A 26,131-nucleotide genomic window follows, 5' to 3' on the forward strand; every position below is an offset into this window, starting at 1 on the left:
GAACAGGACCGGGACGTCCCGGAAACATACTCGATAACAAGTGAAACCGGGGTGGTCCCCACGTGCCAGCAGGACCACCCCATCCATGGAGTTCAGGATGATGTCCGTATCCCCAGCGGTCACGCCAGAGCCGGTAGACCTGCCCTATTTTCCAGACCCCGTTGGACCGGCGGGAAAGATCGGGCTGATCACACTGGCGACTGACTTCAATAGCGAGGATGACCTGCGCAACATCCTGCCCGATGATGTGCGCCTGTTCACCACACGCATCGAAAATGCCAATCCGGTCACCGTTGAGAACCTGCGTTCAATGGCAGCCGATCTGCCGCGCGCGGCACGGACCCTGATGCCCGGTTATGGTGTTGATGTTGTCATTTTCGGCTGCACATCGGGAACGGCGGTTACCGGATCGGACAAGATCGCCGAACTGATCAATCAGGGAATGCCCGGCGTGCGCGTCACCAATCCGATGCTTGCAAGCGAACTGGCATTGCGTGCTGTGGGTGCGCAAAAAATTGCCATCGTCACCCCCTATCTTGCCGAAGTAACGCAATCGGTTGCCTCTGGCTTTACCGCCAGAGGCTTTGAGGCCACCCGGATGATGGGATTTGGCCTTGATAGCGATCTTGATATGACCGCTTTGCCGCCAAGTGCCCTGCTTGAAGCAGCCTTGAAGGTCGATACACCCGATGCCGATGCTGTGTTCATTTCCTGCACCGCCATTCGGTCTGCCGAAATTGCCGCCAAAGCAGAACAGCAACTGGGCAAACCGGTGATCACCAGCAATCAGGCCCTGATCTGGCATGCGCTTCATCTGCTTGGCTATGACAAACCGGTCACAGGGTTCGGAACCCTGTTTGACCATGCCCCACAACCCGAAGAACAAGTCGAGGCCTCATGAAAGACCCCATCACATTTGCGGATGTTCTTTCTGCCCGCAAAACCATTGCGGGTCATGTGATCCATACGCCGTTGCGTCCGTCCACCGCCCTTTCCGAACTGGTGGGCAGCCCGGTCTGGCTCAAATGTGAACAGCAACAATATACCGGCAGCTTCAAGCTGCGCGGTGCGGCCAATGCCGTATTGCGCTTGAGCGATGCCCAGAAGGCCAAGGGCGTGGTTGGTGTATCCACGGGCAATTATGGTCGCGCCCTTGCCTATGCGGCGCGCAATGCCGGGGTGCGCTCGGTGATTTGCATGTCCGAGTTGGTCCCGCAAAACAAGGTTGATGGTATCCGCGCCCAAGGGGCAGAAGTCCGCATCATCGGCCGGTCACAGGATGAAGCCCAGCACGAGGTTGATCGCCTTGTTAAGCAAGACGGCATGACCATGCTGCCGCCCTTTGACCATGCCGACATCATTGCCGGTCAGGGGACATTGGGCCTTGAGGTGATCGAAGCCCTGCCAGACGTTGACACCCTTCTGGTGCCATTGTCAGGTGGCGGGCTTCTTGCCGGTGTGGCGCTGGTGGCCAAATCGATCAATCCGGGCATCCGGGTGGTTAGCATTTCGATGGAACGCGGCTGCGCGATGATCACAAGCCTTCAGGAAGGCAAACCCACCGCAGTCCGGGAACTTCCGACCCTTGCCGACAGCCTTGGCGGCGGCATTGGTGAAAACAATCAATACACCTTCGATATGTGTGCTGATCTGACCGACGATTTCGTTCTGGTCAATGAAGCCCAGATTGCCGATGGCATTCGCGCCGCCTACCACGATGACCAGCAGGTGATCGAGGGGGCAGGTGCCGTTGGTATCGCAGCCCTGCGTGCCGGACTGGTTGATAATCCCGGCCAGACGGTTGTTCTGACCACGGGCTGCAATATCGACATGGCATTGCATAAACGCATTGCTGGCGGCGAAGACGTCGACCTGATGGCGGAGTAACCGATATGCCCCAAATCAGAATTCTGACCGAAAGCGACCTTCGCAAGGTGATTGATCTTGATATGGATGCGATCACCTGTGTCGAAAACGCCTTTCATGCGCTGGCGACCAGGGATGTCCGGATGCCGCCGATCCTGCGTCTGGATATCGACGAATATAATGGCGAGGTCGATGTCAAAACCGCCTATGTTCCGGGCCTTGACGGCTTTGCCATCAAAATAAGCCCGGGCTTTTTTGACAATCCGAAACTGGGTCTGCCATCGGTCAATGGCATGATGAACCTGTTTTCATCAAAAACCGGCATGCTTGAAGCCGTCCTGCTCGATAACGGCTATCTGACCGATATCCGCACCGCCGCCGCCGGTGGTGTGGCGGCAAAGCACCTTGCACGACCTGATGCCAGACATGCCGCAATTTTCGGCGCCGGTGTTCAGGCCCGCTTGCAGCTTAAGGCGCTGACGCTGGTGCGCGACATTACATCGGCAACCATTTGGGCCCGTGACATCGCCAAGGCCGAAGCCTGCGCCAAGGCAGCTTCACGGGAACTTGGCATTCCGGTAACGGCCACCACCGATGGCAAGGACGCGGCATCGGGTGCCGACATCATTGTCACCACTACCCCGGCCCGTGAACCGGTTCTGATGGCCGACTGGGTTGCCGCTGGCACCCATGTCACCGCCATGGGGTCGGATGCCGAACACAAAAACGAAATCGATCCTGCCCTGATTGGCAAGGCAGACCTTTATGTCTGCGACAGTCAGGCGCAAACACGCATCCTTGGCGAACTTCATCATGCCATTGATGCCGGAATTGTCGGTACGGACGACACATTCCCCGAACTTGGACAGGTCATCGCCAAATCTGCTGCGGGAAGAACATCTGCCCGCCAGATGACGGTCTGTGACCTGACCGGAACCGGTGTCCAGGACACCGCAATCGCCACCCTCGCCCGCGAACGCTGTGACGCAGCCAACGCTGGTGTCGAGATATCGTCTTAACAACACAAGGAACATGGGTCAGGAAAAACTGAAACCCGCCTTTTTTGGAGGCCTGCGATGAGCCAGGTTGAATTGAATTTCACGCGCGAGGAATATGCCGAGCGTCTGGAGAAAACCAAAAACGCCATGGTGGAGAAGGGTCTCGATCTTTTGATCGTGACCGATCCGTCAAACATGGCCTGGCTGACCGGCTATGATGGCTGGTCCTTTTATGTCCATCAATGTGTGCTTGTCCCGATCGAAGACGACCCGATCTGGTTCGGGCGATCCCAAGACGCCAATGGCGCAAAGCGCACGGTCTATATGACCCATGATCGCATCATTCCCTATGCCGATTACTATGTGCAATCAACCACCCATCACCCGATGGATTACCTTGCCGAGGTGATCGAGCATCGCGGTTGGGGCGCGCGCAGGATCGGTGTGGAAATGGATAACTACTATTTCTCTGCCAAGGCTTTCCTTCAGCTTCAAACGCATCTGCCAAACGCCAAATTCACCGATGCAACCGCACTGGTGAACTGGCAGCGCGCCGTAAAATCCGAGACCGAGATTTTCTATATGCGCCAGGCCGCACGCATCGTCGAAAACATGCATGAACGCATTTTCGAAATCGTCGAGCCGGGCATGCGCAAGAACGAACTGGTTGCTGAAATCTTCCGTACCGGCATCGCCGGCATTGACGGGATTGGCGGGGATTACCCGGCAATTGTGCCGTTGCTGCCATCCGGACAGGATGCCAGCGCCCCGCATCTGACCTGGGATGAAAAACCCATTCCGGGCAATGCCGGGACATTTTTCGAGATTGCCGGTTGCTACAAGCGCTATCACGCGCCGCTTTCGCGCACGATCTATCTTGGCGATCCCGATCAGCGTTTCCTTGATGCCGAAAACGCCCTGATCGAAGGCCTTCAGGCCGGGCTGGAAGCCGCAAAGCCGGGGAATGTCTGCGAAGATATCGCACTTGCCTTCTTTGGCGTTCTTCAGAAATACGGCATCGAAAAAGACAGTCGCTGTGGCTATCCGATCGGTCTTTCCTATCCGCCAGACTGGGGCGAACGTACCATGAGCCTGCGTCCCGGTGATCGCACGGTTCTTGAACCGGGCATGACATTCCACTTCATGCCGGGCCTCTGGTTTGATGACTGGGGGATCGAGATCACCGAAAGCATGATGATCACGGAGACCGGCAGCAAAACACTGACCAGTTATCCGCGCCAGCTGTTCGTCAAGAACTAGCCCGATCAACGCCGCACCGGATTATTTGTGCAACACCAGATATCCGGTGCCCGATACCACAGCCCGGGAACGACGGTCGCGTGACCGGGCTTTTTTCAAGGATACGGCCATGACAAAACCATCACCCATCAGCCCGACGATCCCGCTTGATCAGGATGGCGTCCATCACGGCTTTTTAAAGCTGCCCTATTCGCGCGACGATTCCGCATGGGGGGCCGTGATGATCCCGATCACGGTTGTTCAAAATGGCGATGGCCCCACTGCCCTTTTGACCGGTGGCAACCATGGTGACGAATATGAAGGGCTGGTATCGCTTTTCAAACTGGCAGGGTCGCTTGAACCCGCGGATATCCGCGGACGCGTGATCATCCTGCCTGCCATGAACTATCCGGCATTTCGCAGTGCGTCGCGCACCTCCCCGATTGATGCAGGCAACATGAACCGGTCCTATCCCGGCAAGCCTGATGGCACCGTGACGCAAAAAATTGCGGATTATATCCTGCGCTATCTGGTGCCCGGGGCCGATATCGTTCTTGATATCCATTCCGGCGGCAAGACGCTTGATTTCATCCCGTTTGCGGCGGCCCATGTCCTGCCTGACAAGGAACAGGAAGCCCGTTGCGTTGCCGCGATGAAGGCTTTTGGCGCCCCCTATGCCATGATGATGCTTGAACTTGATGCGGTTGGCATGTTTGACACCGTGGTCGAGGAAGCAGGCAAAACCTTTGTCACCACCGAACTGGGGGGTGGCGGGTCAACCACCGCAGAACGGGTTGCCATTGCCGATCGCGGTGTGCGCAACATCCTGATCCATGCGGGCATCATGTCAGGTGATATCGATCCTGCACCGGATGGCACCACAATGCTTGATATGCCTGATGACAATTGCTTTGTCGCATCCGAGGCAACCGGCCTGTTCGAACCCTGTGTTGATCTGGGTGCCATGGTCAGGAAGGGTGATCTGATTGCCCGCATCTATGATGTTGAACGCACTGGCACAGAACCACGTGAATATCATGCCCCGCGCGATGGTATTCTATCGTGTCGTCACTTCCCCGGGCTGATCAAGACGGGGGACTGTCTGGCCGTGATTGCCGAGGTACTCTGATCATGGTCAGGCTGGATGAGCTGGATCTGAAAATCCTCAAAACCCTGCAACGCGAAGGGCGCATCACCAAGGTCAAGCTGGCCGAGGCGGTGAACCTTTCGCCAAGTCCGTGCTGGGAACGCCTGAAACGCCTTGAAGACCTTGGCGTCATTTCCGGATATCACGCCCATATCAATCTGGAAAAACTGGTCAAACCGACATTGGTGATGACCGAAGTCACCCTGCGTCATCACCAGCATGCCGATTTCGAAATCTTCGAAAAGGCCGTGCAGGACATCCCCGAAATCATCGAATGCTATGCACTTGGCGGCGGGGTCGATTACATGCTCAAGGTGCTGTGCCATGACGTTGATGCCTATCAGCGCCTGATCGACCGGTTGCTGGTGTCCGATATCGGGATTGACCGGTATTTCACCTATATCGTCACCAAAAAGGTCAAGGTCACATCAATCCCGCCGATTGAAAACCTTGTCACCACCCCTGACCGGAAATAACAAAAAAGAGGCAGGAACATGTTCCTGCCTCCTCAGTTTTCTTGCATCTTTCGGGTTTCCCCGACAGATCAGTGCTTGTCTTCCTTGTGGCCCATCGCAACATGCCAGATATCCCATCCGGCAAGCCCGACGCACAATGCGACCATGATGCCAAGATCCCAGCGCGGCACATAGACCACCAGAATGCCGACAAATCCGACAAGGACGACAAAGGCCAGCAAGGCCATGACACGATTTAAAAGACTGTTTTGCATCACGCGTCCTCCTGAGCTTTCAGAAATTTGTTCAACCAGTTCGCTGTGCGCATCAACCGCGCATCATCGCCAATCCGCCCGACAAGCTGAACACCGATCGGCATACCGTTTTGCGACCATAACAGCGGAATGGTCACAGCCGGGGTGCCACAGAATGTCCAAAGCCCGTTAAAGATCGGGTTGCCCGTGGTCCTGAGGCTTGCCGGGGCGGGTCCGGGTGCCGCCGGGGTGATAATTGCATCACACCGCTTAAACACTTCGTCCAGTCCCGCATTCAACACCTTGCGCCAGTCAAGGGCCGCCAGATAATCACGGGCCTTGACGTCATTGCCCTTGTCAATTGCCTCAAGAATTTCAGGCGACAACTGATCGCGGCCACGCTTTTCATAGCCGTAATAATCTTTGGCCATTTCGGCAAAATTGATTCTGGCCCGAAGCGAAGCCGCATCATCAAAGGCCTTTGGCAATGGTGTTTCAAAGCATTGATCACCAAGCATGCTGGTAATTTCGCCAAACGCCAGAATGCTTTCCTCGTCCGCGACCTCCTCGAATTGCGGCGGACGGACAAAGGCAAACATCGGGGTCACCAGCGGATCGCTTTTGGCAATATCAAGCAAGCGCGGCGTCGGGCTTGGTGTGGTTGCCGGGTCTTTCGCGTCATAGCCAAACAGGCTTTCCGCAACCATCGCAGCCCCGTTGATCGAACTGGCAAAAACACCGATTGTATCAAGGGTCGGACTTTGGCTTAGCACACCGGTTCGGGCAATTGCCCCGAATGTCGGTTTGAACCCGACCACACCGCAAAACGATGCCGGACGGATGACCGATCCGCCGGTCTGGGTTCCCACCGCCAATGGCACCATGGCTGCGGCCACCGCTGCTGCCGATCCGGCGGATGATCCGCCCGGTGTATGTTCCGGGTTGTGCGGGTTGCGGGTTTTGGACGGATGCATAAAGGCAAGCTCGGTCGAGACCGTCTTGCCCATAATGATCGCACCGGCCGCCTTAAGACGCGAAACCAGAACAGCGTCTTCCTCGGGCACCCGGCCCTCATCAAGTGGTGTGCCATTTGATGTCGGGATTTTTGCCGTATCAATAACGTCTTTCAGTCCTACCGGCAGACCATGAAGCGGGCCGATCGGGGCACCTGATTGACGACGGGCATCAAGGGCACGCGCCTGGGCAAGGGCATGATCACCGTCAAGCCATGCCCATGCCTGCACCTGTGGCTCGACCTCGGCGATCCGGGCAAGACACGCCTCGACATATTCGACTGCACGGACCGCCCCGCTGGCAAGGCGGTCCCGCAATTCGACGACATCAAGTGTCAGTAACGGATGAATGCTGCTCATCAATCGATCCCCTTACCGTGCGCCATAGAACAGATCGGGCAGATGGAACACGATTTGCGGGAACGCATACATCAGAACCATGCTGACAATCACCATGAACAGGAACGGCATGATCCCCTTGAAGATATCGGTCAGCAACAACCCGCTTGGTGCCACCCCTTTGAGGTAATAGGCCGACATGGCCATGGGCGGGGTCAGGAACGAAGTCTGAAGGTTCAGGGCAACAAGAATGCCAAAGAACAGCGGATCAATATCAAACAGCGGCAACAGCGGCAGGAAGATCGGAACAAAGATGATGATGATTTCCGACCATTCCAGCGGCCAGCCCAGCAGGAAGATGATCAGCTGTGCAAGCAACAGGAACTGAAGCGGCGTCAGGTCAAGACCGCCAACGAATTCGGCAATCACATGTTCCCCGCCAAGATAGGAGAACACAGACGAGAAGGTATAGGAACCGACAAACAGCCAGCACACCATGGCCGATGTCCGAACGGTCAGATAAACCGACTCACGCAGACGATCAAAGGTCAGCGCGCGATATGCCGCCGCAAGGATCATCCCGCCAAGCGCACCAATCGATGCTGCCTCGGTCGGAGTGGCCAGACCAAACAGGATCGAACCCAGAACCGCCAGAATAAGGAACGCCAGCGGGAAGAACGATGTCGCCAGCATCCAGAGGACTTTGGGCAGCGGAACTTCCGGGATTTCATCACTGGTCGGGCGCGGGGCGGCTTTGGGCTGCAACATTGCGCGGCCCATCACATACAAAAGATACAAACCGACAAGGGTCAGGCCCGGCAAAAGCGCACCGGCATAAAGACGCACAATCGACACACCCGATGCTGCGGCATAAACAATCAGCATGATTGATGGCGGGATCAGGATACCAAGCGTCCCGCCGGCACAAATGATGCCCGCAGCAAAGCTTTTATCGTAACGCGCCTTAAGCATCGCAGGCAGGGCGAGCATCCCCATAAGGGTCACAACCGCACCGACAATCCCGGTTGCCGTCGCAAACAGCGCACAGGTCACAAGTGCGGCAACGCCAAGCGATCCGGGAATGTTGCGTGCGGCAATGTTAAGTGTGGAGAACAACCGGTTGACGATATTGGCACGTTCAACGATGTACCCCATGAACAGGAACAGCGGCACTGCGGTCAGCACCTCGTTGGACATCACCGTATATGTCTGGTTGATAAACAGATCGAATATTCGGTTGTTAAACGCCCCTTCAACCCACGTTATCGCAGATGTAAGGGTGTCACTGTCTTCGGCAAGCCGGTTAAAGGCCCGCCACATGCGGCCGTCGTCGAAATAGGCGTAATAGCCAAATCCGATCCCCAGCGCCATCAGGGTAAAGGCAACCGGAAAACCCAGAAATACCAGTATAATAAAGATGCCCAACATCATAAGGGCGACATGTGCGTCAATCACTTTGGAAGCTCCGTTCGGGGGCGTATCTGGCGTATGGCTGGCAAAGGCTGAACATCATCAGTCTTCTTTGACCACGCGCTGCTTGATCAGCAGTTCTTCGGTTTCTTCAACATCATCATCTGCATTGCGCCAGTACCCTTCACGGATACAGAGAATACAGCGCATCACCTGTGCGATGCCCTGGATGAAAAGAAGAATACCGGCCGCGACCATCACCGCCTTGAATTGGAAAATCGGAACACCCGCCGGGCTGTTCACACTTACTTCGCCATATCCCCACGACCGGATGGCATATTTGCTACCGACCAGAATAAGGGCGGTCACACCGGGGAAGAAGAAGAAGATATAAAGCACCAGATCGACCATCGCCTGCGTCTTGGGCTTCCAGAGACGGTACAGGAAATCCCCCCGGACATGCCCGCCGCGTGACAGGGTATAGGCCCCGCCCATCATGAACAGCGTGCCATACATGATGAATGAAACATCAAGCGACCATGTCGTGGGTGCGTTAAAGAGGTATCGCGCAGCAACCTCATAGCTCATGCCGACCGTCATCAGAATGATCAACCAGCCAAAAGCCTTGCCAAACCAGCCAGAAAGCTTGTCCGCGAATTCAATAAATCCAATCATGAAACCCTGTCCGTTAGCCTATGAACCACCCCGCCTGATGCAATCGCACCAGACGGGGCAGTCAGATTTCATCGCAACACTGAAAAACCTTGGCTGGTTGATCAGAGTTTCAGTTTGCCCGGGAAGTAGTGATCGTAGGCAAGCTGATAATCAGGCGAGTTCATCAGTTCGTAATAGGTTACGCGTTCAACCCACGCGCGCTGGCTGTCCAGAACACGCTTCATGAACGGATCAGCTTCAAGTGTCGGGATCAGTTTGTCCCAAGCCTCAAGCTGTGCTGCGAGGATCTCTTTCGAGGTCCGGTGGACTTCAACACCTTCGTCCTGGAGTTTCTGCAAGTCGGCAGAATAGTTATCCATCGCCAGCGCAGTGTTCGAGGTCGAAGCTGCTTCGACTGCGTGACGCAGAATTGCCTGCAGATCCGGATCAAGGTCTTCCATCAACGATTTGTTGAACAGGAATTCGAAGCTTTCAGATGCCTGATGGTACGAAGACAGATAATAGTTCTTCGCAACGTCCTGCGCGCCGAAACGCATATCCGATGACGGGTTGTTGAATTCGAACGCATCAATCACACCGCGTTCCATCGCCGGGACGATCTCGCCCCCCGGAAGCTGTGCGACAGACATGCCCATCGACTGCAGAAGGTCCGCTGCCAGACCAACGGTGCGGTATTTGAAGCCCTGAATATCAGCAACCGAGTTCACCTGGCCCTTGAACCAGCCGAACGGCTGTGCCGGCATCGGGAAGCCAAGAAGACCAACGATATCAAGACCCATAACGTCCTGGATCAGTTCGCGATAGAACTCTTCGCCGCCCCCCGCATAGAACCAGCTCAGCATCGTGGTTGCAGAACCACCAAAGACCGGACCGGTGCCAAACAGGGAAGCCGCCTTGTTCTTGCCGTACCAGTAAACCGGAACGGAATGGGCGATATCGATAACACCGTCATTCACGCCATCCAGAACCTGGAAGGCAGCAACAACCGCACCGGCCGGAAGAAGGTCGATCTTCAGACGACCACCGGACATGGCTTCTACGCGGTCAACATATTGCTGGGCAAACGTCATCCAGATGTCGGATGACGGCCAGGAAGTCTGCATTTTCAGCACCATCGGTGCCTGCTGTGCATGAACGGCAGGTGCGGCAAACAGCCCTGATGCTGCTGCACCGCCGGCAACGACCCCGGTCGCACCTTTGGTAAGGAACGAACGGCGGGATACTTCCTTGGACTTCACGTCTTTTGACTTGGTCTTCATATCCATTATTTCCTCCCAGATTTATCGCTTTTTCCGACAACCATTGCCGGAAAACCAACGATAACTGTCAGCCTTCAAAAGTCCCTGACCTCAGTAATGAAAGTCATTGATCATGCGCTTATCCCGTTTCGGGACCAGAAAAACGGCACGCATTTTCTTATTATTAGAACTTGTGAACTAACTGATATCCGGCGGTTTTCCCGCCTTTTTATGCCACCCGGTCGCCCGGTTCACGGCCAGAAAAATACGCATCAAGATTATCAAGCGCGCGATATCCCATCGCATCGCGTGTTTCTTCGGTAGCGGAGCCTATATGTGGCAACAGAAATACGTTTTTCAACGCGCTAATCCGTTGATTTCCACCGGGTTCACTCCGAAACACATCAAGTCCGGCGGCAAAAAGCTTGCCGCTTTCAAGCGCATCAACCAGCGCATCCTCGTCCACCAGATTGCCGCGCGCGGTATTCACAAGGATCGCCCGGTCCGGCAACAATCCGATGGTCCGGGCATTGATGATGCCGGTGGTTTCCGGTGTTGATGGACAGTGCAGTGACAACACATCGGAATTGGCAAACAGCCCTTCAATGGTGTCATGGTAGATTGCACCCTTGGCCAGATGATCCGGGACCGGCTGGCGATTGTGATAATGAACAGTCATTCCAAAACCACGCGCGCGTTCGGCCGCCACCTGCCCGACACGTCCCATCCCGAGAACGCCAAAACGCTTGCCGGTGACCTGCCGCCCGACCATAAAGGCCGGTGACCAGAAATCCCATTTCCCGGCCCGCACCATGGCGTCCCCCTCGGCCCCGCGACGCGCAGCCCCAAGCATGCACAGCATGGCAATTTCCGCCGTGGCATCCGACAGGACGTCGGGCGTGTTGGTGACCACAATGCCCGCATCCCTGGCCGCTGACAGGTCAACGTGATCGACACCGACCGAGTGATTGGCAATGATCCTGAGGCGCTCGGGCAATGCCGCGATCACCTCGGCCGAGAAATGTTCGGAATGGCACGGCAATACCGCATCAACATGCTGACATTTCTCAATCAGCTCGTCGCGGGTAAAGACACGGTCTTCATCATTTGTCAGCACCTGATAGTCACGCGCCGCACGTGCCTGAACGGCATCGCGGAGACGGCGTGTAATCAGAAGCCTTGGCTTTTCGGGCATGCGAACGCTCCCGGTTTTTCCCTGAAGGTAGATTTATTTATTATCTTTCAAGCAAACACCCTTACGAAAAAACCATCAATAGGGGATCAATCAACTGGTAATTCTTTTTCACTTCGTGGAAAACCAGCGGTGGTGTGAACTGCGGCACACCCACGTCAAACGTTCATCAAGTTTATGATTTCAATAAATAAAAAGGCTCTCGGAGCTGGGAATTTTCAAACCGGACATCTGGCCTCTCGCCCCGGATATCACACCATCCAGAAGTATAAACCGGGCTACATGCCGTGAGAGAATCGCACGTAAAAATTCACATTCCGTGACAAATCACCCCGGATTTCGTGAACGATCCGACGTTTTCGCACCCCCGTTGCAATGATCGAAAGCAATAATTTCATCCAAAGCAGCGCCGAAAAAAAAGCCGCTGCCATTGAGGCAGCGGCTGCGACGCCGACAAGGTGCCGGTCGGGAAGAATCCGTATCATGTGATCGGCTGGTATCTGTAATCCCCAGATGAACAGATCCGCACGGCAATCACATCTTGACCCACACGGCCCCGTCCCGCCCGGACCGCACGACGGCCTCGACAAATTTCATACCCTTAAGACCCTCAACCACGCCGGGTACCAAAAGCGATCCGGCATCGGGTTTGGTCCCGCTGATATGGGCGTTCAGCTGATCGGCGAAGTCCGTGTAAAGGTTCGCAAAGCCCTCAAGATATCCTTCCGGGTGTCCCGGCGGGACGCGCACCCCGCGCATCCCCTCCGCACCGATGCCCGCCCCGCCACGCGTCATCAGTTCCGGACGACCGTCAAGCGGTCGGAAATGCAGGTGGTTTGGATGTTCCTGGGCCCATTCAATACCGCCCTTGTCCCCATAGACCCGAAGACGCAGGCCGTTTTCGTGGCCAACGGCAACCTGGCTTGCCCACAGCATGCCACGCGCACCATTGTTATAGCGCAGCAGGATCTGCACATTGTCATCAAGCTTGCGCCCCGGCACCAGCGCATCGACATCCGCACAAAGCTCGCTGATCTCAAGCCCGGTGACAAATTCGGCAAGGTTATGGGCGTGCGTTCCGATATCACCAAGCGCACCACCCATGCCAGCCTTTGCCGGATCAGACCGCCAGGCAGCCTGTTTGTTATCGGTATCCTCAACCCGTGTCGCCATCCAGCCTTGCGGATATTCAACCTGCACCAGACGGATATCGCCAAGCTTGCCGTCGGCGACCATCTTGCGGGCTTCGCGCACCATCGGATAGGCGGTGTAATTGTGGGTCAGCGCAAACAGAAGCCCCGTTTCCCTGACCTTGGCAGCGATCTGTTCGGCCTCATCAACCGTTAGACAAAGCGGCTTGTCACAAATCACATGAATCCCGGCATTCAGCATCGCCATCGTTGCCGGGAAATGCACATGGTTGGGCGTAACAATTGCGCAAACATCCATGCCGTCTTCACGCGCCGCTTCGGCCTTTGCCATGGTTTCAAAACTGTCATAGCTGCGATCCGGCGCAATGAACAATTCCGCAGCTGATGCCGCCGCAACATCGGGTTTCGATGACAGCGCACCGGCAACCAGTTCATAACGATCATCAAGACGGGCCGCTATCCGGTGTACGGCACCGATAAACGCCCCCTGACCACCGCCGACCATGCCAAGGCGAATGCGACGACCGGGATTGGAAGGATTGCTCATAACTGTCTCCAGATGTCTTTTTGACTGTATGCGAACGGGCTGGCCTCAATCAGGCCGCCTTAACCAAGACCAAGAATGCGGCGATTTGCGGCTTCGTCGGTGCCACCATCGGCAAAATCGTCAAAGGCCTTTTCGGTCACGCGAATGATATGGTTTTTAATGAATTCGGCCCCCTCGCGGGCACCGTCTTCGGGATGTTTAAGCGCACATTCCCATTCCAACACGGCCCAGCCATCAAAATCAATCGCCGCCAGTTTCGAGAAGATTGCGCCAAAATCCACCTGTCCGTCGCCAAGCGATCTGAACCGCCCGGCCCGTCCGGCCCAGCCTTGATATCCGGAATAAACGCCTTGCCGCCCGGTCGGGTTGAACTCGGCATCCTTGACATGGAACATGCGGATACGATCCGCATAAATGTCGATAAAATCAAGGTAATCAAGCTGCTGTAAAACAAAGTGGCTCGGATCATAAAGGATATTGGCGCGCGGATGGTTCTTGACGCGTTCAAGGAACATCTCGAATGTCGCACCATCAAACAGGTCCTCGCCCGGATGGATTTCATAACAAACGTCAACACCTGCATCCTCGGCAGCATCAAGGATCGGCGTCCAGCGTTTTGCAAGCTCGTCAAAGGCGGTCTCGATCAAGCCTGCCGGGCGCTGCGGCCAGGGATAGACATAAGGCCAGGCAAGTGCGCCTGAGAATGTCGCATGGGCGTTGATACCCATATGGTTTGATGCCTTGATCGCCGCTTTGACCTGGTCAACGGCCCATGCCTGACGGGCCTTGGGGTTGCCGCGGACTTCCGGTGCGGCAAAGCCGTCAAACATTTCGTCATAGGCCGGATGAACGGCAACAAGCTGACCTTGAAGATGGGTAGAAAGCTCGGTCACCTGCACGCCATGCGCAGCAAGGGTGCCGGTAATTTCATCGCAGTAATCCTTACTGCTTGCCGCCTTTTCAACATCAAACAGGCGCTTGTCCCAGCTGGGGATCTGAACCCCCTTATATCCGAGCGATGCAGCCCAGCGACCTATGGAATCAAGGTTATCGAACGGGGCTTCATCGCCTGCAAACTGGGCAAGAAAGATTGCCGGTCCCTTAAGCGTTTTCATCACGGGCCTCTTTGACTGCAATAGGATGGATAGTTCAGGAAAATGGCGGTGTCGGGCGGGCTTCCGCCCGACACCAAGGTTTGCCGATCCCAATCAAATATTGATTAGAACGGGCTGTCCGGGAAATAGAAGTTCTCGGCGTTTTCCTGGGTCACGACAGTCGCACCAAGGATGTAACGGCCTTCGACCGGCGCGTTCGAGGTAAACTTCATCACGGTAATATCAATCGCGGTTGCGATCATTGCCGGCGGATAAAGCACATCAATCGGGGTCAGTTTGTCGCCATCCATCACGCGCTTGATGATGTCTTTCATGCCAGCACCGCCGACGATGAACATTTCATCTGTACGATCAGCCTGTTTGACAGCCTCGATCACACCAAGGGCGATGTCATCATCCTGTGCCCAGACTGCATCGATTTTCGGGAAGCGCGACAGGAAGTCCTGCATGACTTCATAGCCGTCATCGCGGTTCCAGTTGGCGTGCTTCATATCAAGGATTTCGATCTTGGAGCCATCAAGCGTATCGACGAAGGCATCCACACGTTCGGTGTCAATGGTGGTCGGAATACCGCGCAGGACAACGATCTTGCCCTCGTCATTCAGACGATCACGGATATATTCGCCCGACACACGGCCAAGTTCCGGGTTGTTACCGGCAACATAAACGTCCTCGATCCCCGGAATTGAAAGCCCGCGGTCAACAACCGTTACAAACTTGCCTGCTTCCTTGACCTGCTGGACCGGAATCGTCAGCGGATCGGATTCAAACGGCAGAACCACCAGCGCATCGATGTTCTGCACAGACACCAGATCTTCAAGGTCGTTGGCCTGTTCGGATGCACCATTTGCACTGACGACGATGACATCAATATTCGGATAGGTCGCCTCAATGCGCTTTTCAGCTTGTTCGGCGTGCCAGTTCAGACCACCGGCCCAGCCATGCGTCGCCGCAGGAATAGAAACCCCGATCTTGATTTTATCTGCTGCGAGTGCAGTCGTGGATGCAAGGCCAAGACCCAGCACGCAAGCTGCCCCCAGATATTTTGTAAACGTTTTCATCAACGCTTCCTCCTGATCAAAAAAAATGATGCGTTTTCACATTCTTCCCGGACGTTGATCGCCGGTTATTTGCTCTTTTTGCGTCGCCAGTCCCCGCGTTGCAGGAACACGGCAACGATAATGATCAGCCCCTGAACCGCTCCGTTCAGATAATTACTGATCGCATCCGTCAAATTCAGAATATTGCCAATGGTGGTCAGCATGATTGCGCCAACAACCGTGCCCCAGATGCGGCCATAACCGCCTTTAAGCATCGTGCCGCCAATAATCACCGCAGCAATCGCTTCAAGTTCCCACAGAACACCGGTCGAACTTGATGCCGACCCAAGACGCGGCACATAGATGATGGTGGCAAGCGACACACAAAGTCCCTGGATCACATAGGTCAGGGTCTTGACCCGGTCGACATGGATCGCCGAATAGCGCGCAACCTGCTCGTTTGATCCGATGGCAAAGCATTTCCGGCCAAACGGCGTCATATTCAGCAACACATAACCGGCGACCGCCACAGCAAAGAACACAATCACCGGCACCGGAATACCCAGTACATCGCCATAATAAACCGGGCGATAAACACCGCGCATTTCGAAATCAAGCGACAGGGTCCCGCCATCGGCCATATAGGTCACAAGCGACCGGTAAATCCCCATTGTGCCAAGGGTAACGATAAAGGCTTCGATCTTGCCCTTGGTGCTGACCAGTCCGTTGACGGCACCCGCCGCAACCCCCAAAACCACGCTCAGCAACACGCCAATCAGGACCGTCTCGATCCCCGCGCCAAGGGTTGCGACCAGCGTATTCATCACAACAATCATCGCACCCGAGATGAATGCCGCCATCGAACCAACCGAAAGATCAATTCCCCCTGCCGTGATCACAAAGGTCGCACCCACGGCGATGATCCCGATAAAGGCCGCGCGGGTGAAAATATTGGCAAGGTTACCACCACTGAGGAACGCATCATTGATGGCTGCACCCAAAACAAACAGGGCAACAAGGGCCAGAAACGGCCCCAGGGCCTTGAAATCGATTTGGAACCGGCTTGACGATGATGCTTCGGTTCGCTCAAGGCTATTCATGAACAGACACTCCCTGCTTGCCTGAAATTCCTGTCGCGTGCCGCATGATTTCATGCTCATTACGGTCGTTACCTTCAAGAATGCCGGTAATGCGTCCGGCTGCCATGACCGCAATACGGTCAGACAGGCCAAGCATCTCCGGCATTTCAGACGACAGGAGGATGACGGATTTTCCGCGATTGGTCAGATCGCCGATGAAATGATAGATCTGGCTTTTGGTGCCGATATCGATGCCGCGTGTCGGCTCGTCGATGATCACAATCTCCGGGTCGGTTTCCATGACCTTGGCCAGCAAAAGCTTCTGCTGGTTCCCGCCGGAAAAATCGCCGACCTTGGATTTGCGGTCGGCTGCGCGAATATCAAAAGCCTCAATTGCGGCTTCAAGTGCTGCTTCCTCGGCCTTGCGGTCGATAATCACACGCCCGAATTTCTCAAGCGCCAGCAAAGTCAGGTTGGGCCGCATATCCATATTCAAAAGCAGCCCACTGCCCTTGCGGTCCTTGGTCAGATAGGCAATTCCGCAATTTTTGGCGTCCTGAAGATCCTTGATTGTGACCGGCGCACCGTTGCGCTCAATCGTCCCGGCGCTGCGTTCACGCAGACCAATGATCGCCTCCATCAGGGCCGTGCGCCCCGCACCGACAATCCCGGCAAAGCCAAGAACCTCGCCGCGTCTCAGATCAAAACTGGCATCGCGAACTTGCCCGTCAACCGACAGATTACGCACCGAAAGGGCGATATCACCGGCATGTCCCGGCGCACGATCAGGAAACATCTGCTTGATATCACGCCCCACCATCAGGCGCGCCATGTCATCTTTTTCAAGACCGGCAACCGGTTCGGTGGTGATGTGCCGTCCGTCACGCAGAACCGTGACCCGATCAGCAATCGCTTTGATTTCATCAAGCTTGTGGGAAATATAAAGGATCGCGACACCCTGATCGCGCAGGCGCTTGATCTGATCAAACAGGATATCGACCTCGCGCCCGGTCAGAACCGCCGTCGGCTCATCAAGAATAAGAATCTCGGCTTTCTTTGACAGCGCCTTGGCGATTTCAACCATCTGGCGGTCGGAAACCGAAAGATCACGGATGCGCGTGCGCGGATCAACATCACATTGCAACTGATCAAGAAGCTTTTTGGCTTCAAGGCGCATCGTCGTCTTGTCAAGGAACCAGCCGCGCTTGATTTCGCGCCCCAGGAAGATGTTCTCTTCAACGGTCAGCTGTTCGGCAAGGTTAAGCTCCTGATGGATCAGGATCACACCATGACTTTCCGCAACTTCGCTGTCATGAAATTCGACCGGCGCGTCATCAAGAAGCAGCGCGCCACTTGTTGGCTGATGATAACCGGACAGAATTTTTACAAGTGTGGATTTACCCGCGCCGTTCTCCCCCAGCAGCGCATGAACCTCGCCCGCTTTCAGATCGATGGAAACATCGAAAAGAACCTGCGCAGAACCGAATGACTTGCAAATTTGCCGCCCCGACAGGCGTGTTTGCGCCCGCAGATCGGCATTAACGGCGTGAACGGCCGCATCCGTCATGAATATATCCTCCCTGGCGTCGCATTTTTTGCGATCAGCTCTTGATTACCCTCTGTGTAAACGTTTTCATTTTCAATGTAAACCTTTACATTTGACTGATTGTGACCAAAATCACCCCCTGCAATGACGCATAGAATGCCGCTGGACAGGGTTTATCCGGCGGAGTAGGAAGAAGCATGAGTGAAAAAATCGCGACGATTGAAGATGTTGCCCGTCATGCCGGAGTGTCTATCGCCACTGTCAGCCGGGCCCTGCACAAACCCGATGTGGTTTCCGAAACCACACGTGAAAAAGTGCAAACTGCAATCACCGCCACCGGCTATACTGCCAATGTCATGGCACGGAACCTGCGCCTGAACCGTTCAGGCATGATCCTTTTGCTGGTACCTGACATTGGAAACCCGTTCTTTTCGGCGATTCTGTCGGGAATCGAAAAAGGCGCAAGCCAGGCAGGATATAACGTCCTGATCGGTGACACTCAAAACGATCCGGAACGCGAAGCAACCTATGCCGCCTATCTGCGCAGCAATCAGGCCGACGCCATGATCCTGCTGAACGGGCGTCTTCCGGCGTCGCTTGCCAATGCGCCTGCCAATGCAACCCCGCCGGTTGTTGTTGCCTGCGAACGTATTCCGGGATGTGCCCTGCCGACCGTGATCATTGATAATGACGAGGCATCCTTTATCGCCAACCGTCATCTGACCGATCTGGGCCATCGGCGCATCGCCCATGTCAGTGGCCCCTCGGGCAATATCCTGACCATTGACCGTGTCACCGGATATCGCCGCGCGCTTGAGGCCGCCGGTATCGCCCATGATCCGTCACTGATTTATCGCGGCGATTTTTCGATTGATTCGGGAATTGCCGCAGGCCGCGCACTGCTTGGTGATCCGAGAACCCGTCCGACGGCTGTGTCCTGTGCAAGTGACGGCATGGCAATCGGCGTGATTGTCGCGGCAAAGGAATATGGATTGCGCATCCCGCAAGACGTCTCGGTTGTCGGGTTTGACGACATCCCCCATGCGGCTGCCTATGACCCGCCGATTACCACGGTACGTCAGCCGCGCCGCCGATTGGGCGAACAGGCCATCACCCTGCTTCTGGATCGTCTGGGATCAAAGGGCCTGCATGACCCCCGCGACACCGGCCCGGTCATCATTCCGACCGAACTGATTGTCCGGCAAAGCAGCGGCCCCTGCCCAACCCTCTGATCGCGGGCACCCTGATCAGATGTTTCTGATCAGCTCCCTGAAATCCTTTGCCATTCACCCATGACGGAACGCGCATTTCCTTCGTGCTCCTGCCCCGATTTGGCCGTTTCAGACGCAAAGATCTCATAGCGGATACCATTCGGGTCGCGAATGAACAGGCGGCGCGATTGTCCGTCATCCTCGCTATGATAGACAACCTTGTGCTGGAACAGATGGTTCTGCCAGGCAATCACGTCGCGTGGCGCGGCACAGCGCAGCCCGATATGGAACACATCATCGGGCATGTGCGGATCATCGGGATATGGCCCGGTATCGGCAGGCCAGTCAAAAAACGAAATCCGCGTGCCGTCCGGCAAGGCATAGGTAATCAGCAAGTAATCGCTTTTCCATGACGGGCTGTATCCGCTTTCGGCATGAACAAGTCTGGCCGCCATGACCTTCGAATAAAAATGGTCGGTTGCCTCAAGGTCGCGGGTTGGAAACGCAAGATGGTCGACACTGACAGCTGCAGGTGACATGGCCCCCTCCGTCTGAGTTTATCCTTACTGCCCCAACGCCTGTGCGCCACATTTGATCCACAAGGGACATCAAAATTTCCCGATCATTGAATACCAGTGGTTTAGATGTCACACTTGCCACAGGATCGGCATGGTTTTGGGGGCGTGCTCGTTGCCCGGACGTCCGCATTAACCGGTGCGTTTGCCCTTAAATATCAGATGGTGAATAACAAATCGAAATCAATGCGACGGACGTTCGTGTAAAGCTTCATGAAACGACAACATGCGCGGAATGACGAAATCGCATTAGATAGGGGTCAATGCGGTATTGACCCCCATGCGCCCCGCTGCTATTGGGTCGCGGAAGATACGCAGAATCACGCGCAGCCGTCCGGTTGACCCGAAACGGGTTTTCCCACCGGCTGATTTTGGCAACAACTTTTAGACGGAGAAGAAGTGATGAATGAACACAGTTTATCTGTCTCTGTCTATTGGATCACGCATCGTCTTGCTGATCACTAGTTGATCTGTTGATTTCCACCATATTGGTGACTGCCCGAAACCCGAAATTGGCGTAATGCGCCACTGATCGCGTTTCATCCGTATTTTTCCCGTGACATCGTTATAGAGAGCCGCCCATGCCCGCGACGCCCTATTACCTCATTGATAAGTCCAAGCTGCTGCGCAACATGGAAAAGATCGCCTATGTGCGCGAACATTCCGGTGCGAAGGCGCTTCTGGCACTTAAATGCTTTGCCACATGGTCGGTGTTCGATTTCATGTCCGACTATATGGATGGCACCACGTCTTCGTCGCTGCACGAAGTCAAACTCGGGCGTCAGAAGTTCGGCAAGGAAACCCATGCCTATAGCGTGGCCTATTCCGACGGTGAAATCGCCGAGGTCATCGAAAATGCCGACAAGATCATTTTCAACTCGATCAGCCAGCTGACCCGATTCAGCGCGCAGGCATCGGGCATTGTGCGCGGCCTTCGCCTGAACCCGCAGGTATCGACATCAAGCTTTGATCTTGCCGATCCGGCACGCCCGTTCTCGCGTCTGGGCGAATGGGATGTCACCAAGGTCGAAGCGGTGATGGATCAGATTTCCGGCTTCATGATTCACAATAACTGTGAAAATGCCGACTTTGATCTGTTTGACCGGATGCTTGGCAATATCGAGGAAAAATTCGGCTCCCTGCTGTCGCGTGTGGAATGGGTAAGCCTTGGTGGCGGCATCCATTTCACCGGTGAAAACTACCCGCTCGATAAATTCTGCGCGCGCCTTAAGGCATTCTCCGAAAAGTTCGGCGTGCAGGTCTATCTGGAGCCGGGCGAAGCATCGATCACCAAAAGCACGACCCTTGAAGTCACCGTGCTCGACACCCTGTTTAACGGCAAGAACCTTGCCATCGTCGACAGCTCGATCGAAGCCCACATGCTTGATCTTCTGATCTATCGCGAAAATGCCAAGGTGCTGCCCAATAAAGGCGATCATCACTATATGATTTGCGGCAAGTCCTGCCTTGCCGGTGACGTCTTTGGGGAATTTGATTTCGAAAACGAGATCAAGGTTGGCGACCGTATCTCCATTCAGGATGCGGCCGGTTACACCATGGTCAAGAAGAACTGGTTTAACGGGGTCGGCATGCCGTCCATCGTGATCCGGGAACTGGACGGAACTGAACGCGTTATTCGCGAGTTCACTTTTGATGACTACGTATCGAGCCTTTCGTAAATCGAAAGCGCACTTTTCATAGCGAACCGGGGCACGGGTGCCCCACCTCTCAAAGCAAGGGAGTTTTTGGCCCGACATGAAAAAGAATGTTCTGATTATCGGCGCAGGTGGCGTCGCACAGGTAGTGGCACATAAATGTGCGCAGCATAATGACGTGCTTGGCGATATTCATATCGCTTCGCGCACGGCTGCGAAGTGCCAGGCAATCATCGACAGCATCCATGAAAAGAAAAACCTCAAGAACCCGGGCGTTCTTGAAGGTCACGCACTCGATGCAACCAATGTCGACGCGACTGTCGCCCTGATCGAAAAAACCGGTTGCGAGATCGTCATCAATGTCGGGTCTGCCTTTATCAACATGCCGGTCATGTCGGCCTGCATCAAGGCAGGTGTCGCCTATCTCGATACGGCCATCCATGAAGAGCAGGACAAAATCTGCGAAACCCCGCCATGGTATGCAAACTATGAATGGAAACGCCGCGCCGAATGCGAAGCCGCTGGCGTCACCGCCATTCTGGGCGTCGGCTTTGATCCGGGTGTGGTGAATGCCTATGCCAAGCTGGCAGTCGAAGACTATTTCGACAAAATTGACTCGATTGACATCATCGACATCAATGCCGGCAGCCATGGCAAATATTTTGCCACCAACTTCGATCCGGAAATCAACTTCCGCGAATTCACCGGCACGGTCTATTCCTGGCAGGATAACGAGTGGAAATCGAACAAGATGTTCGAGATCAAAAAGATCTGGGACATGCCGGTTGTTGGCGAAAGCCAGACCTTCATGACCGGCCATGACGAGGTCCATTCCCTGTCCCAGAATCTTGACGTTCCCAATGTTCGTTTCTGGATGGGCTTTGGCGACCATTACGTCAATGTCTTCACGGTTCTGAAAAATATCGGCCTTCTGTCCGAACAGCCGGTCACCACGGCTGAGGGCCTCGAAGTCGTCCCGCTCAAGGTCGTCAAGGCCTGCCTGCCGGACCCGAGCTCGCTGGCACCGGACTATACCGGCAAGACCTGCATCGGTGATCTGGTCAAGGGCACGAAGGACGGCAAGGAAACCGAAGTCCTGATCTATAACGTGGCGGATCACAAGGACGCCTATAACGAGGTCGGAAGCCAGGGTATTTCCTATACCGCGGGTGTGCCGCCGGTTGCGGCGGCCATGCTGATCGCCACGGGCGAATGGGATGTCAAGAAAATGGCCAATGTCGAAGAACTTCCGGCCAAGCCGTTCCTGAACCTGCTCAATGGCATGGGTCTTCCGACCCGCATCAAGGATGCCGATGGCGACCGGGCGCTGGATTTCTCCGCAGCCTGATCGCGATAGCGATCAAGGACGAGGGTTAAATCCTCATACAATTATATTTGCAGCAAAATGGCGGGCTTCGGTCCGCCATTTTTGTTGGTTTTGATTAACAGGAAAAATTGAATAATAAGCCTGATTATTAGATATGATCTAACAATCAGGTCAGGCAGACCGGGCGCCAATCTGCCCGCGCAAAATCGCTATTTCAGCGATCCCAGCACCGCAAGGCTCTCATATCGCTTGATATAGGGTTCATGAAACACCCGTTCGACAAAGGCGCTGTATTCTTCCATGTCACTGACCTGAATACGCAACACAAAATCATGTGCCCCGGTCACATGATGGCACTGCACCACTTCGGGCATTTTGGCGAATTCCTCGCGCATCAGTATGTAACGATCCGGGCGATCACGTTCCATGGTCAACAGCACGATCACCATCATGCGCTTGCCAAATACCTTGGGGGAAACCACCGCAACATCGCGTTCGATCACGCCGGTTTCGCGCAAACGCTGAACACGGCGCAGGCAGGCCGCCGACGAAAGGCCAACCTTGTCTGCCAGTTCATTGCCCGTCATGCGGCTGTTTTCCTGCAACAGCTCCAGCAGGCGATAGTCGAATTTATCGAGTTCCGCCACGTTTCGATTTCCCGGTTCGTGATGATGTAACACCCTGCAAACAAACATGACCGAAGCCGCAAACGAAAGAAAATCGTTTTTGCAGAATTTTTGCGAAAATCTCGCACGAATTTGCGAAGTTTGCGCGCCATTTAACAAAGTGCAGGCGTAGATTGCTTGTGGGTCAGACGAAACTTTGACCCCTTATTAGCAAACAAACTAGCGAGCCAGCATCATGCCAGCACAGTTTACGAATGACTCCCTCGTCGCCACCACCAATGTAGCGCCGGTTTCGGGCGCATCCATCTGGCGCTGGCTCGTCCTTTTGCCCCGTAAATGGGCACAAGCCACCAAGGTCGCCCGTGACACCGAAATGCTTCGCAACGCCCCGCGCGAACTTCTTGATGATATCGGCATTGCCCGCAGCGACGTCGCCTTCATTTGCGAACATGGACGCGCACCGCGCTGACAAACGCTTCACGCCCCAAATGATGGCAGGCCGACGCCCCAACCGGCCTGTCCATGTAAAAAAGCCTGTCAGTGCATCGCGCATCGACAGGCTTTTTTTTTTCGAAATATGTCCTGATCGGTATCGGGGACGCTATGCAATCCCCGCCGTGCGCAGTGCATCAATATCCTTGGCACCGGCAAAAACCAGATTGCTGTGGATCTCGTCGATCAGCATGGTCAGGATATCAAGTGCCCCCTGCTCGCCACCGGCGGCAAGCCCGTAAAGGGGTAACCGCCCGACCATCACCGCACGACTGCCAAGTGCCAGATATTTAAGGGCATCACTCCCACGGCGAATGCCACTATCAGCCATCACCAGCATCTCTGCGCCGACCGCATCGACAATTTCGGGCAACACATCTGCCGGGGCCAGCGCCACATCAAGGTTCCGTCCGCCATGGGCAGAAACAACGATGCCATCAATTCCCATGTCGCGGGCCCTGATTGCGTCATCAACCGACAACACACCCTTTATGATGATCCGGCCAGACCAGCGTTTCTGGATTTCGGCAATATCGGCCCAGCTGATCGCACTTTCGATTTTGACATCTTCGGCAATCGCGGCGCGGGTGATGGCTGTTTTGAATTCTGCCGGATAATGGGCATAGGTCGGCATACCGCTTGTCATCAGATAGCGCAGCATAACCGAACAAAGCCACTTGGGACGGGTCGCGACATCCCAAACCCCGCGAAGGGACGGGACGAACGGCACGGAAAACCCGTTGCGCTGGTTATAATCGCGCTTGGGCGAAAGCGGTGTGTCCGCTGTAATCACAAGCGTTGAAACATCTGCTTTCTGCGCCCGGTCAAGCAGCCCCCAGGTCAGATCCCGATTGCGCCAGACATAAAGCTGCAACCACAATTCGGCCTCAGGTGCGCCTTTGCGAATATCGTCAATCGATGTCACGGACTGGGTTGAAACGCAGAACGGCATGCCAAGCTTACTGGCAACCCGCGCCAGCTTGGTTTCCCCGTCATGGGATACCAAACCCGCAAGCGCGGTCGGTGCAATGATCAGCGGGCTGCAATAGGTCCGGTCAAACAGCGACGTCGTCATGTTGCTGTCCGAATGCCCGGTCAGAACCGATGGACGAAACCGGATATTATCAAGGGATCGACGGATATCTGCTATCGCAAGCTCTGCTTCGGTGCCGCGATCAATATATTCAAACAATCCCTTGGGCAGATGCCGTCTGGCAGCCGCCCGGTAATCGTCAGCATTGAGCAACTGCATCGGATCAGCTCGTCAGCACCCAAAGAACAACTGCTTCTTCCGGCCCCTTGCGAGTCCAGACATGTTCGGCACTCGCATCATAATACATCGAGTCCCCTTCATGGAGCTCAAGCGGCTCATAGATCTTGCTGTGAACAACGACGGTGCCACTCAGGATCGTCATGAAAATCTCGGCGTCGGTTTTTGGCCAGACGTCATATTCCTCGACATCACGGGCAACCACACGGGTCTTTATCGGAGTCATCCGCTTGTTTTTGAGTTCGGCACATAAAAGCTTGTTATCGCAATTGCCCGAAAGATGCGGCTTGCCTTCATTGGCACGTGTCACACTGCGACGCCCCAAAAGGGTTGGCTGCGCTTCCGGATCGGAAAGCAGGCTGACCACATCCATATCAAACCCGCGTGCTATACGCTGGATGGTCGAGATTGTCGGCGACAGTTCACCACGCTCGATCTTGGAAAAGGCGGATGCCGATATTCCCGATGCCTTGCTGGCATCCTGCAAGGTCCAGCCGCGCCCTTTGCGCAGATGATGCAACCGGGGTCCGATTTCATCAGACTGGTTGCTTGTGACGCTTACTTGTCGTCGGTTGGCCTGAAAATCTTCCAGATCGACATTCATCCTAGCTCAATCCCCTTCGCAAACACCTTGCTTTTATTTCCGGCACTTATTGGTCTGACAACCATAA

General features: G+C 55.1%; 25 protein-coding genes. 10 read left to right on the plus strand and 15 right to left on the minus strand.

The features are described 5' to 3' along the window. The first annotated feature begins 97 nt into the window (after positions 1 to 97). From WA318_RS19470 to WA318_RS19495, 6 genes are all read left to right on the plus strand, one after another. Positions 98 to 901, plus strand: a complete 804-nt coding sequence (locus WA318_RS19470; RefSeq protein WP_114098208.1) for a maleate cis-trans isomerase family protein — start codon at positions 98 to 100, stop codon at positions 899 to 901. Next, on the plus strand, positions 898 to 1,887 hold the full coding sequence (eutB, locus tag WA318_RS19475) for a hydroxyectoine utilization dehydratase EutB (RefSeq protein ID WP_336083820.1): 990 nt from the start codon (positions 898 to 900) through the stop codon (positions 1,885 to 1,887). The genes WA318_RS19470 and eutB overlap by 4 nt, the downstream gene beginning before the upstream one ends. Before the next feature lie 5 nt (positions 1,888 to 1,892). Then, a complete protein-coding gene (gene eutC, locus WA318_RS19480) occupies positions 1,893 to 2,885 on the plus strand; it encodes an ectoine utilization protein EutC (protein ID WP_336083822.1) in 993 nt (330 codons plus the stop codon). A 57-nt stretch (positions 2,886 to 2,942) separates the two neighbouring features. Continuing rightward, complete coding sequence (gene doeA / locus WA318_RS19485) at positions 2,943 to 4,124, plus strand: ectoine hydrolase DoeA (protein ID WP_114098205.1); 1,182 nt, start codon at positions 2,943 to 2,945, stop codon at positions 4,122 to 4,124. Positions 4,125 to 4,233: 109 nt separating this feature from the next. After that, entirely contained in the window at positions 4,234 to 5,232 is a 999-nt protein-coding gene (doeB, locus tag WA318_RS19490) for a N(2)-acetyl-L-2,4-diaminobutanoate deacetylase DoeB (protein WP_114098204.1), read from the plus strand. A 2-nt stretch (positions 5,233 to 5,234) separates the two neighbouring features. Continuing rightward, on the plus strand, positions 5,235 to 5,726 hold the full coding sequence (locus WA318_RS19495; RefSeq protein WP_114098203.1) for an Lrp/AsnC family transcriptional regulator: 492 nt from the start codon (positions 5,235 to 5,237) through the stop codon (positions 5,724 to 5,726). A 68-nt stretch (positions 5,727 to 5,794) separates the two neighbouring features. Here the strand turns inward: WA318_RS19495 and WA318_RS19500 are convergent, their stop codons facing one another. The 11 genes from WA318_RS19500 to WA318_RS19550 all read right to left on the minus strand — a co-directional run bounded on the left by WA318_RS19500 (position 5,795) and on the right by WA318_RS19550 (position 18,325). Further along, positions 5,795 to 5,980: a hypothetical protein gene (locus WA318_RS19500; protein WP_114098202.1), complete on the minus strand. Its 186-nt coding sequence runs from the start codon at positions 5,978 to 5,980 to the stop codon at positions 5,795 to 5,797. Further along, positions 5,980 to 7,332 (minus strand): amidase, encoded by a 1,353-nt coding sequence (locus WA318_RS19505; RefSeq protein WP_114098201.1) that lies wholly within the window; start codon positions 7,330 to 7,332, stop codon positions 5,980 to 5,982. Before WA318_RS19505 ends, WA318_RS19500 begins: the two co-directional genes overlap by 1 nt. A 12-nt stretch (positions 7,333 to 7,344) precedes the next feature. Continuing rightward, positions 7,345 to 8,766: a TRAP transporter large permease gene (locus WA318_RS19510; RefSeq protein ID WP_114098200.1), complete on the minus strand. Its 1,422-nt coding sequence runs from the start codon at positions 8,764 to 8,766 to the stop codon at positions 7,345 to 7,347. 57 nt (positions 8,767 to 8,823) lie between these two features. After that, positions 8,824 to 9,396, minus strand: coding sequence for a TRAP transporter small permease subunit (locus tag WA318_RS19515; protein WP_114098199.1), 573 nt, complete (start codon positions 9,394 to 9,396; stop codon positions 8,824 to 8,826). A gap of 101 nt (positions 9,397 to 9,497) precedes the next feature. Further along, a complete protein-coding gene (locus WA318_RS19520) occupies positions 9,498 to 10,655 on the minus strand; it encodes a TRAP transporter substrate-binding protein (RefSeq protein WP_336083829.1) in 1,158 nt (385 codons plus the stop codon). Positions 10,656 to 10,863: 208 nt separating this feature from the next. Next, positions 10,864 to 11,829, minus strand: a complete 966-nt coding sequence (locus tag WA318_RS19525; protein WP_114098198.1) for a 2-hydroxyacid dehydrogenase — start codon at positions 11,827 to 11,829, stop codon at positions 10,864 to 10,866. A 531-nt stretch (positions 11,830 to 12,360) separates the two neighbouring features. Continuing rightward, positions 12,361 to 13,524: a Gfo/Idh/MocA family protein gene (locus WA318_RS19530; protein ID WP_114098197.1), complete on the minus strand. Its 1,164-nt coding sequence runs from the start codon at positions 13,522 to 13,524 to the stop codon at positions 12,361 to 12,363. A 59-nt stretch (positions 13,525 to 13,583) separates the two neighbouring features. Next, entirely contained in the window at positions 13,584 to 14,639 is a 1,056-nt protein-coding gene (locus WA318_RS19535) for a sugar phosphate isomerase/epimerase family protein (RefSeq protein WP_336083832.1), read from the minus strand. Positions 14,640 to 14,743: 104 nt separating this feature from the next. Continuing rightward, a complete protein-coding gene (locus tag WA318_RS19540) occupies positions 14,744 to 15,700 on the minus strand; it encodes an ABC transporter substrate-binding protein (protein ID WP_114098195.1) in 957 nt (318 codons plus the stop codon). Positions 15,701 to 15,765: 65 nt separating this feature from the next. Continuing rightward, positions 15,766 to 16,779: an ABC transporter permease gene (locus tag WA318_RS19545; protein WP_114098194.1), complete on the minus strand. Its 1,014-nt coding sequence runs from the start codon at positions 16,777 to 16,779 to the stop codon at positions 15,766 to 15,768. Next, positions 16,772 to 18,325, minus strand: a complete 1,554-nt coding sequence (locus WA318_RS19550) for a sugar ABC transporter ATP-binding protein (RefSeq protein WP_114098193.1) — start codon at positions 18,323 to 18,325, stop codon at positions 16,772 to 16,774. Before WA318_RS19550 ends, WA318_RS19545 begins: the two co-directional genes overlap by 8 nt. A 176-nt stretch (positions 18,326 to 18,501) precedes the next feature. Between WA318_RS19550 and WA318_RS19555 the strand changes: the two genes are divergently transcribed. Then, positions 18,502 to 19,536 carry a LacI family DNA-binding transcriptional regulator gene (locus WA318_RS19555; protein ID WP_336083835.1) on the plus strand — a complete coding sequence of 345 codons (1,035 nt, stop codon included), beginning with the start codon at positions 18,502 to 18,504 and terminating at the stop codon, positions 19,534 to 19,536. Between the two features lie 29 nt (positions 19,537 to 19,565). Here WA318_RS19555 and WA318_RS19560 read toward each other — a convergent pair whose 3' ends face one another. Beyond that, positions 19,566 to 20,054 carry a VOC family protein gene (locus WA318_RS19560; protein ID WP_114098191.1) on the minus strand — a complete coding sequence of 163 codons (489 nt, stop codon included), beginning with the start codon at positions 20,052 to 20,054 and terminating at the stop codon, positions 19,566 to 19,568. Between the two features lie 617 nt (positions 20,055 to 20,671). On the opposite strand from WA318_RS19560, the gene WA318_RS19565 reads away from it, so the two are divergent. Continuing rightward, positions 20,672 to 21,769, plus strand: a complete 1,098-nt coding sequence (locus tag WA318_RS19565; RefSeq protein WP_114098190.1) for a carboxynorspermidine decarboxylase — start codon at positions 20,672 to 20,674, stop codon at positions 21,767 to 21,769. Between the two features lie 76 nt (positions 21,770 to 21,845). Continuing rightward, on the plus strand, positions 21,846 to 23,093 hold the full coding sequence (locus WA318_RS19570; RefSeq protein WP_336083838.1) for a saccharopine dehydrogenase family protein: 1,248 nt from the start codon (positions 21,846 to 21,848) through the stop codon (positions 23,091 to 23,093). A gap of 188 nt (positions 23,094 to 23,281) precedes the next feature. Here WA318_RS19570 and WA318_RS19575 read toward each other — a convergent pair whose 3' ends face one another. Beyond that, positions 23,282 to 23,719, minus strand: coding sequence for an Lrp/AsnC family transcriptional regulator (locus WA318_RS19575; RefSeq protein WP_114098188.1), 438 nt, complete (start codon positions 23,717 to 23,719; stop codon positions 23,282 to 23,284). 214 nt (positions 23,720 to 23,933) lie between these two features. Between WA318_RS19575 and WA318_RS19580 the strand changes: the two genes are divergently transcribed. Next, positions 23,934 to 24,167 (plus strand): hypothetical protein, encoded by a 234-nt coding sequence (locus tag WA318_RS19580; protein WP_114098187.1) that lies wholly within the window; start codon positions 23,934 to 23,936, stop codon positions 24,165 to 24,167. Between the two features lie 132 nt (positions 24,168 to 24,299). On the opposite strand, the gene WA318_RS19585 is transcribed toward WA318_RS19580, so the two are convergent. Next, positions 24,300 to 25,442 (minus strand): alpha-hydroxy acid oxidase, encoded by a 1,143-nt coding sequence (locus WA318_RS19585; RefSeq protein ID WP_336083840.1) that lies wholly within the window; start codon positions 25,440 to 25,442, stop codon positions 24,300 to 24,302. A 4-nt stretch (positions 25,443 to 25,446) separates the two neighbouring features. Continuing rightward, the gene (locus WA318_RS19590; protein ID WP_114098185.1) at positions 25,447 to 26,064 is read right to left on the minus strand and encodes a helix-turn-helix domain-containing protein; all 618 of its coding nucleotides are present in this window, start codon (positions 26,062 to 26,064) and stop codon (positions 25,447 to 25,449) included. Between the last annotated feature and the right edge of the window lie 67 nt (positions 26,065 to 26,131).

Origin of the sequence: Thalassospira sp. CH_XMU1448-2 (assembly GCF_037027285.1) — a bacterium.
GTDB classification, from domain to species: Bacteria; Pseudomonadota; Alphaproteobacteria; order Rhodospirillales; family Thalassospiraceae; genus Thalassospira; species Thalassospira profundimaris_C.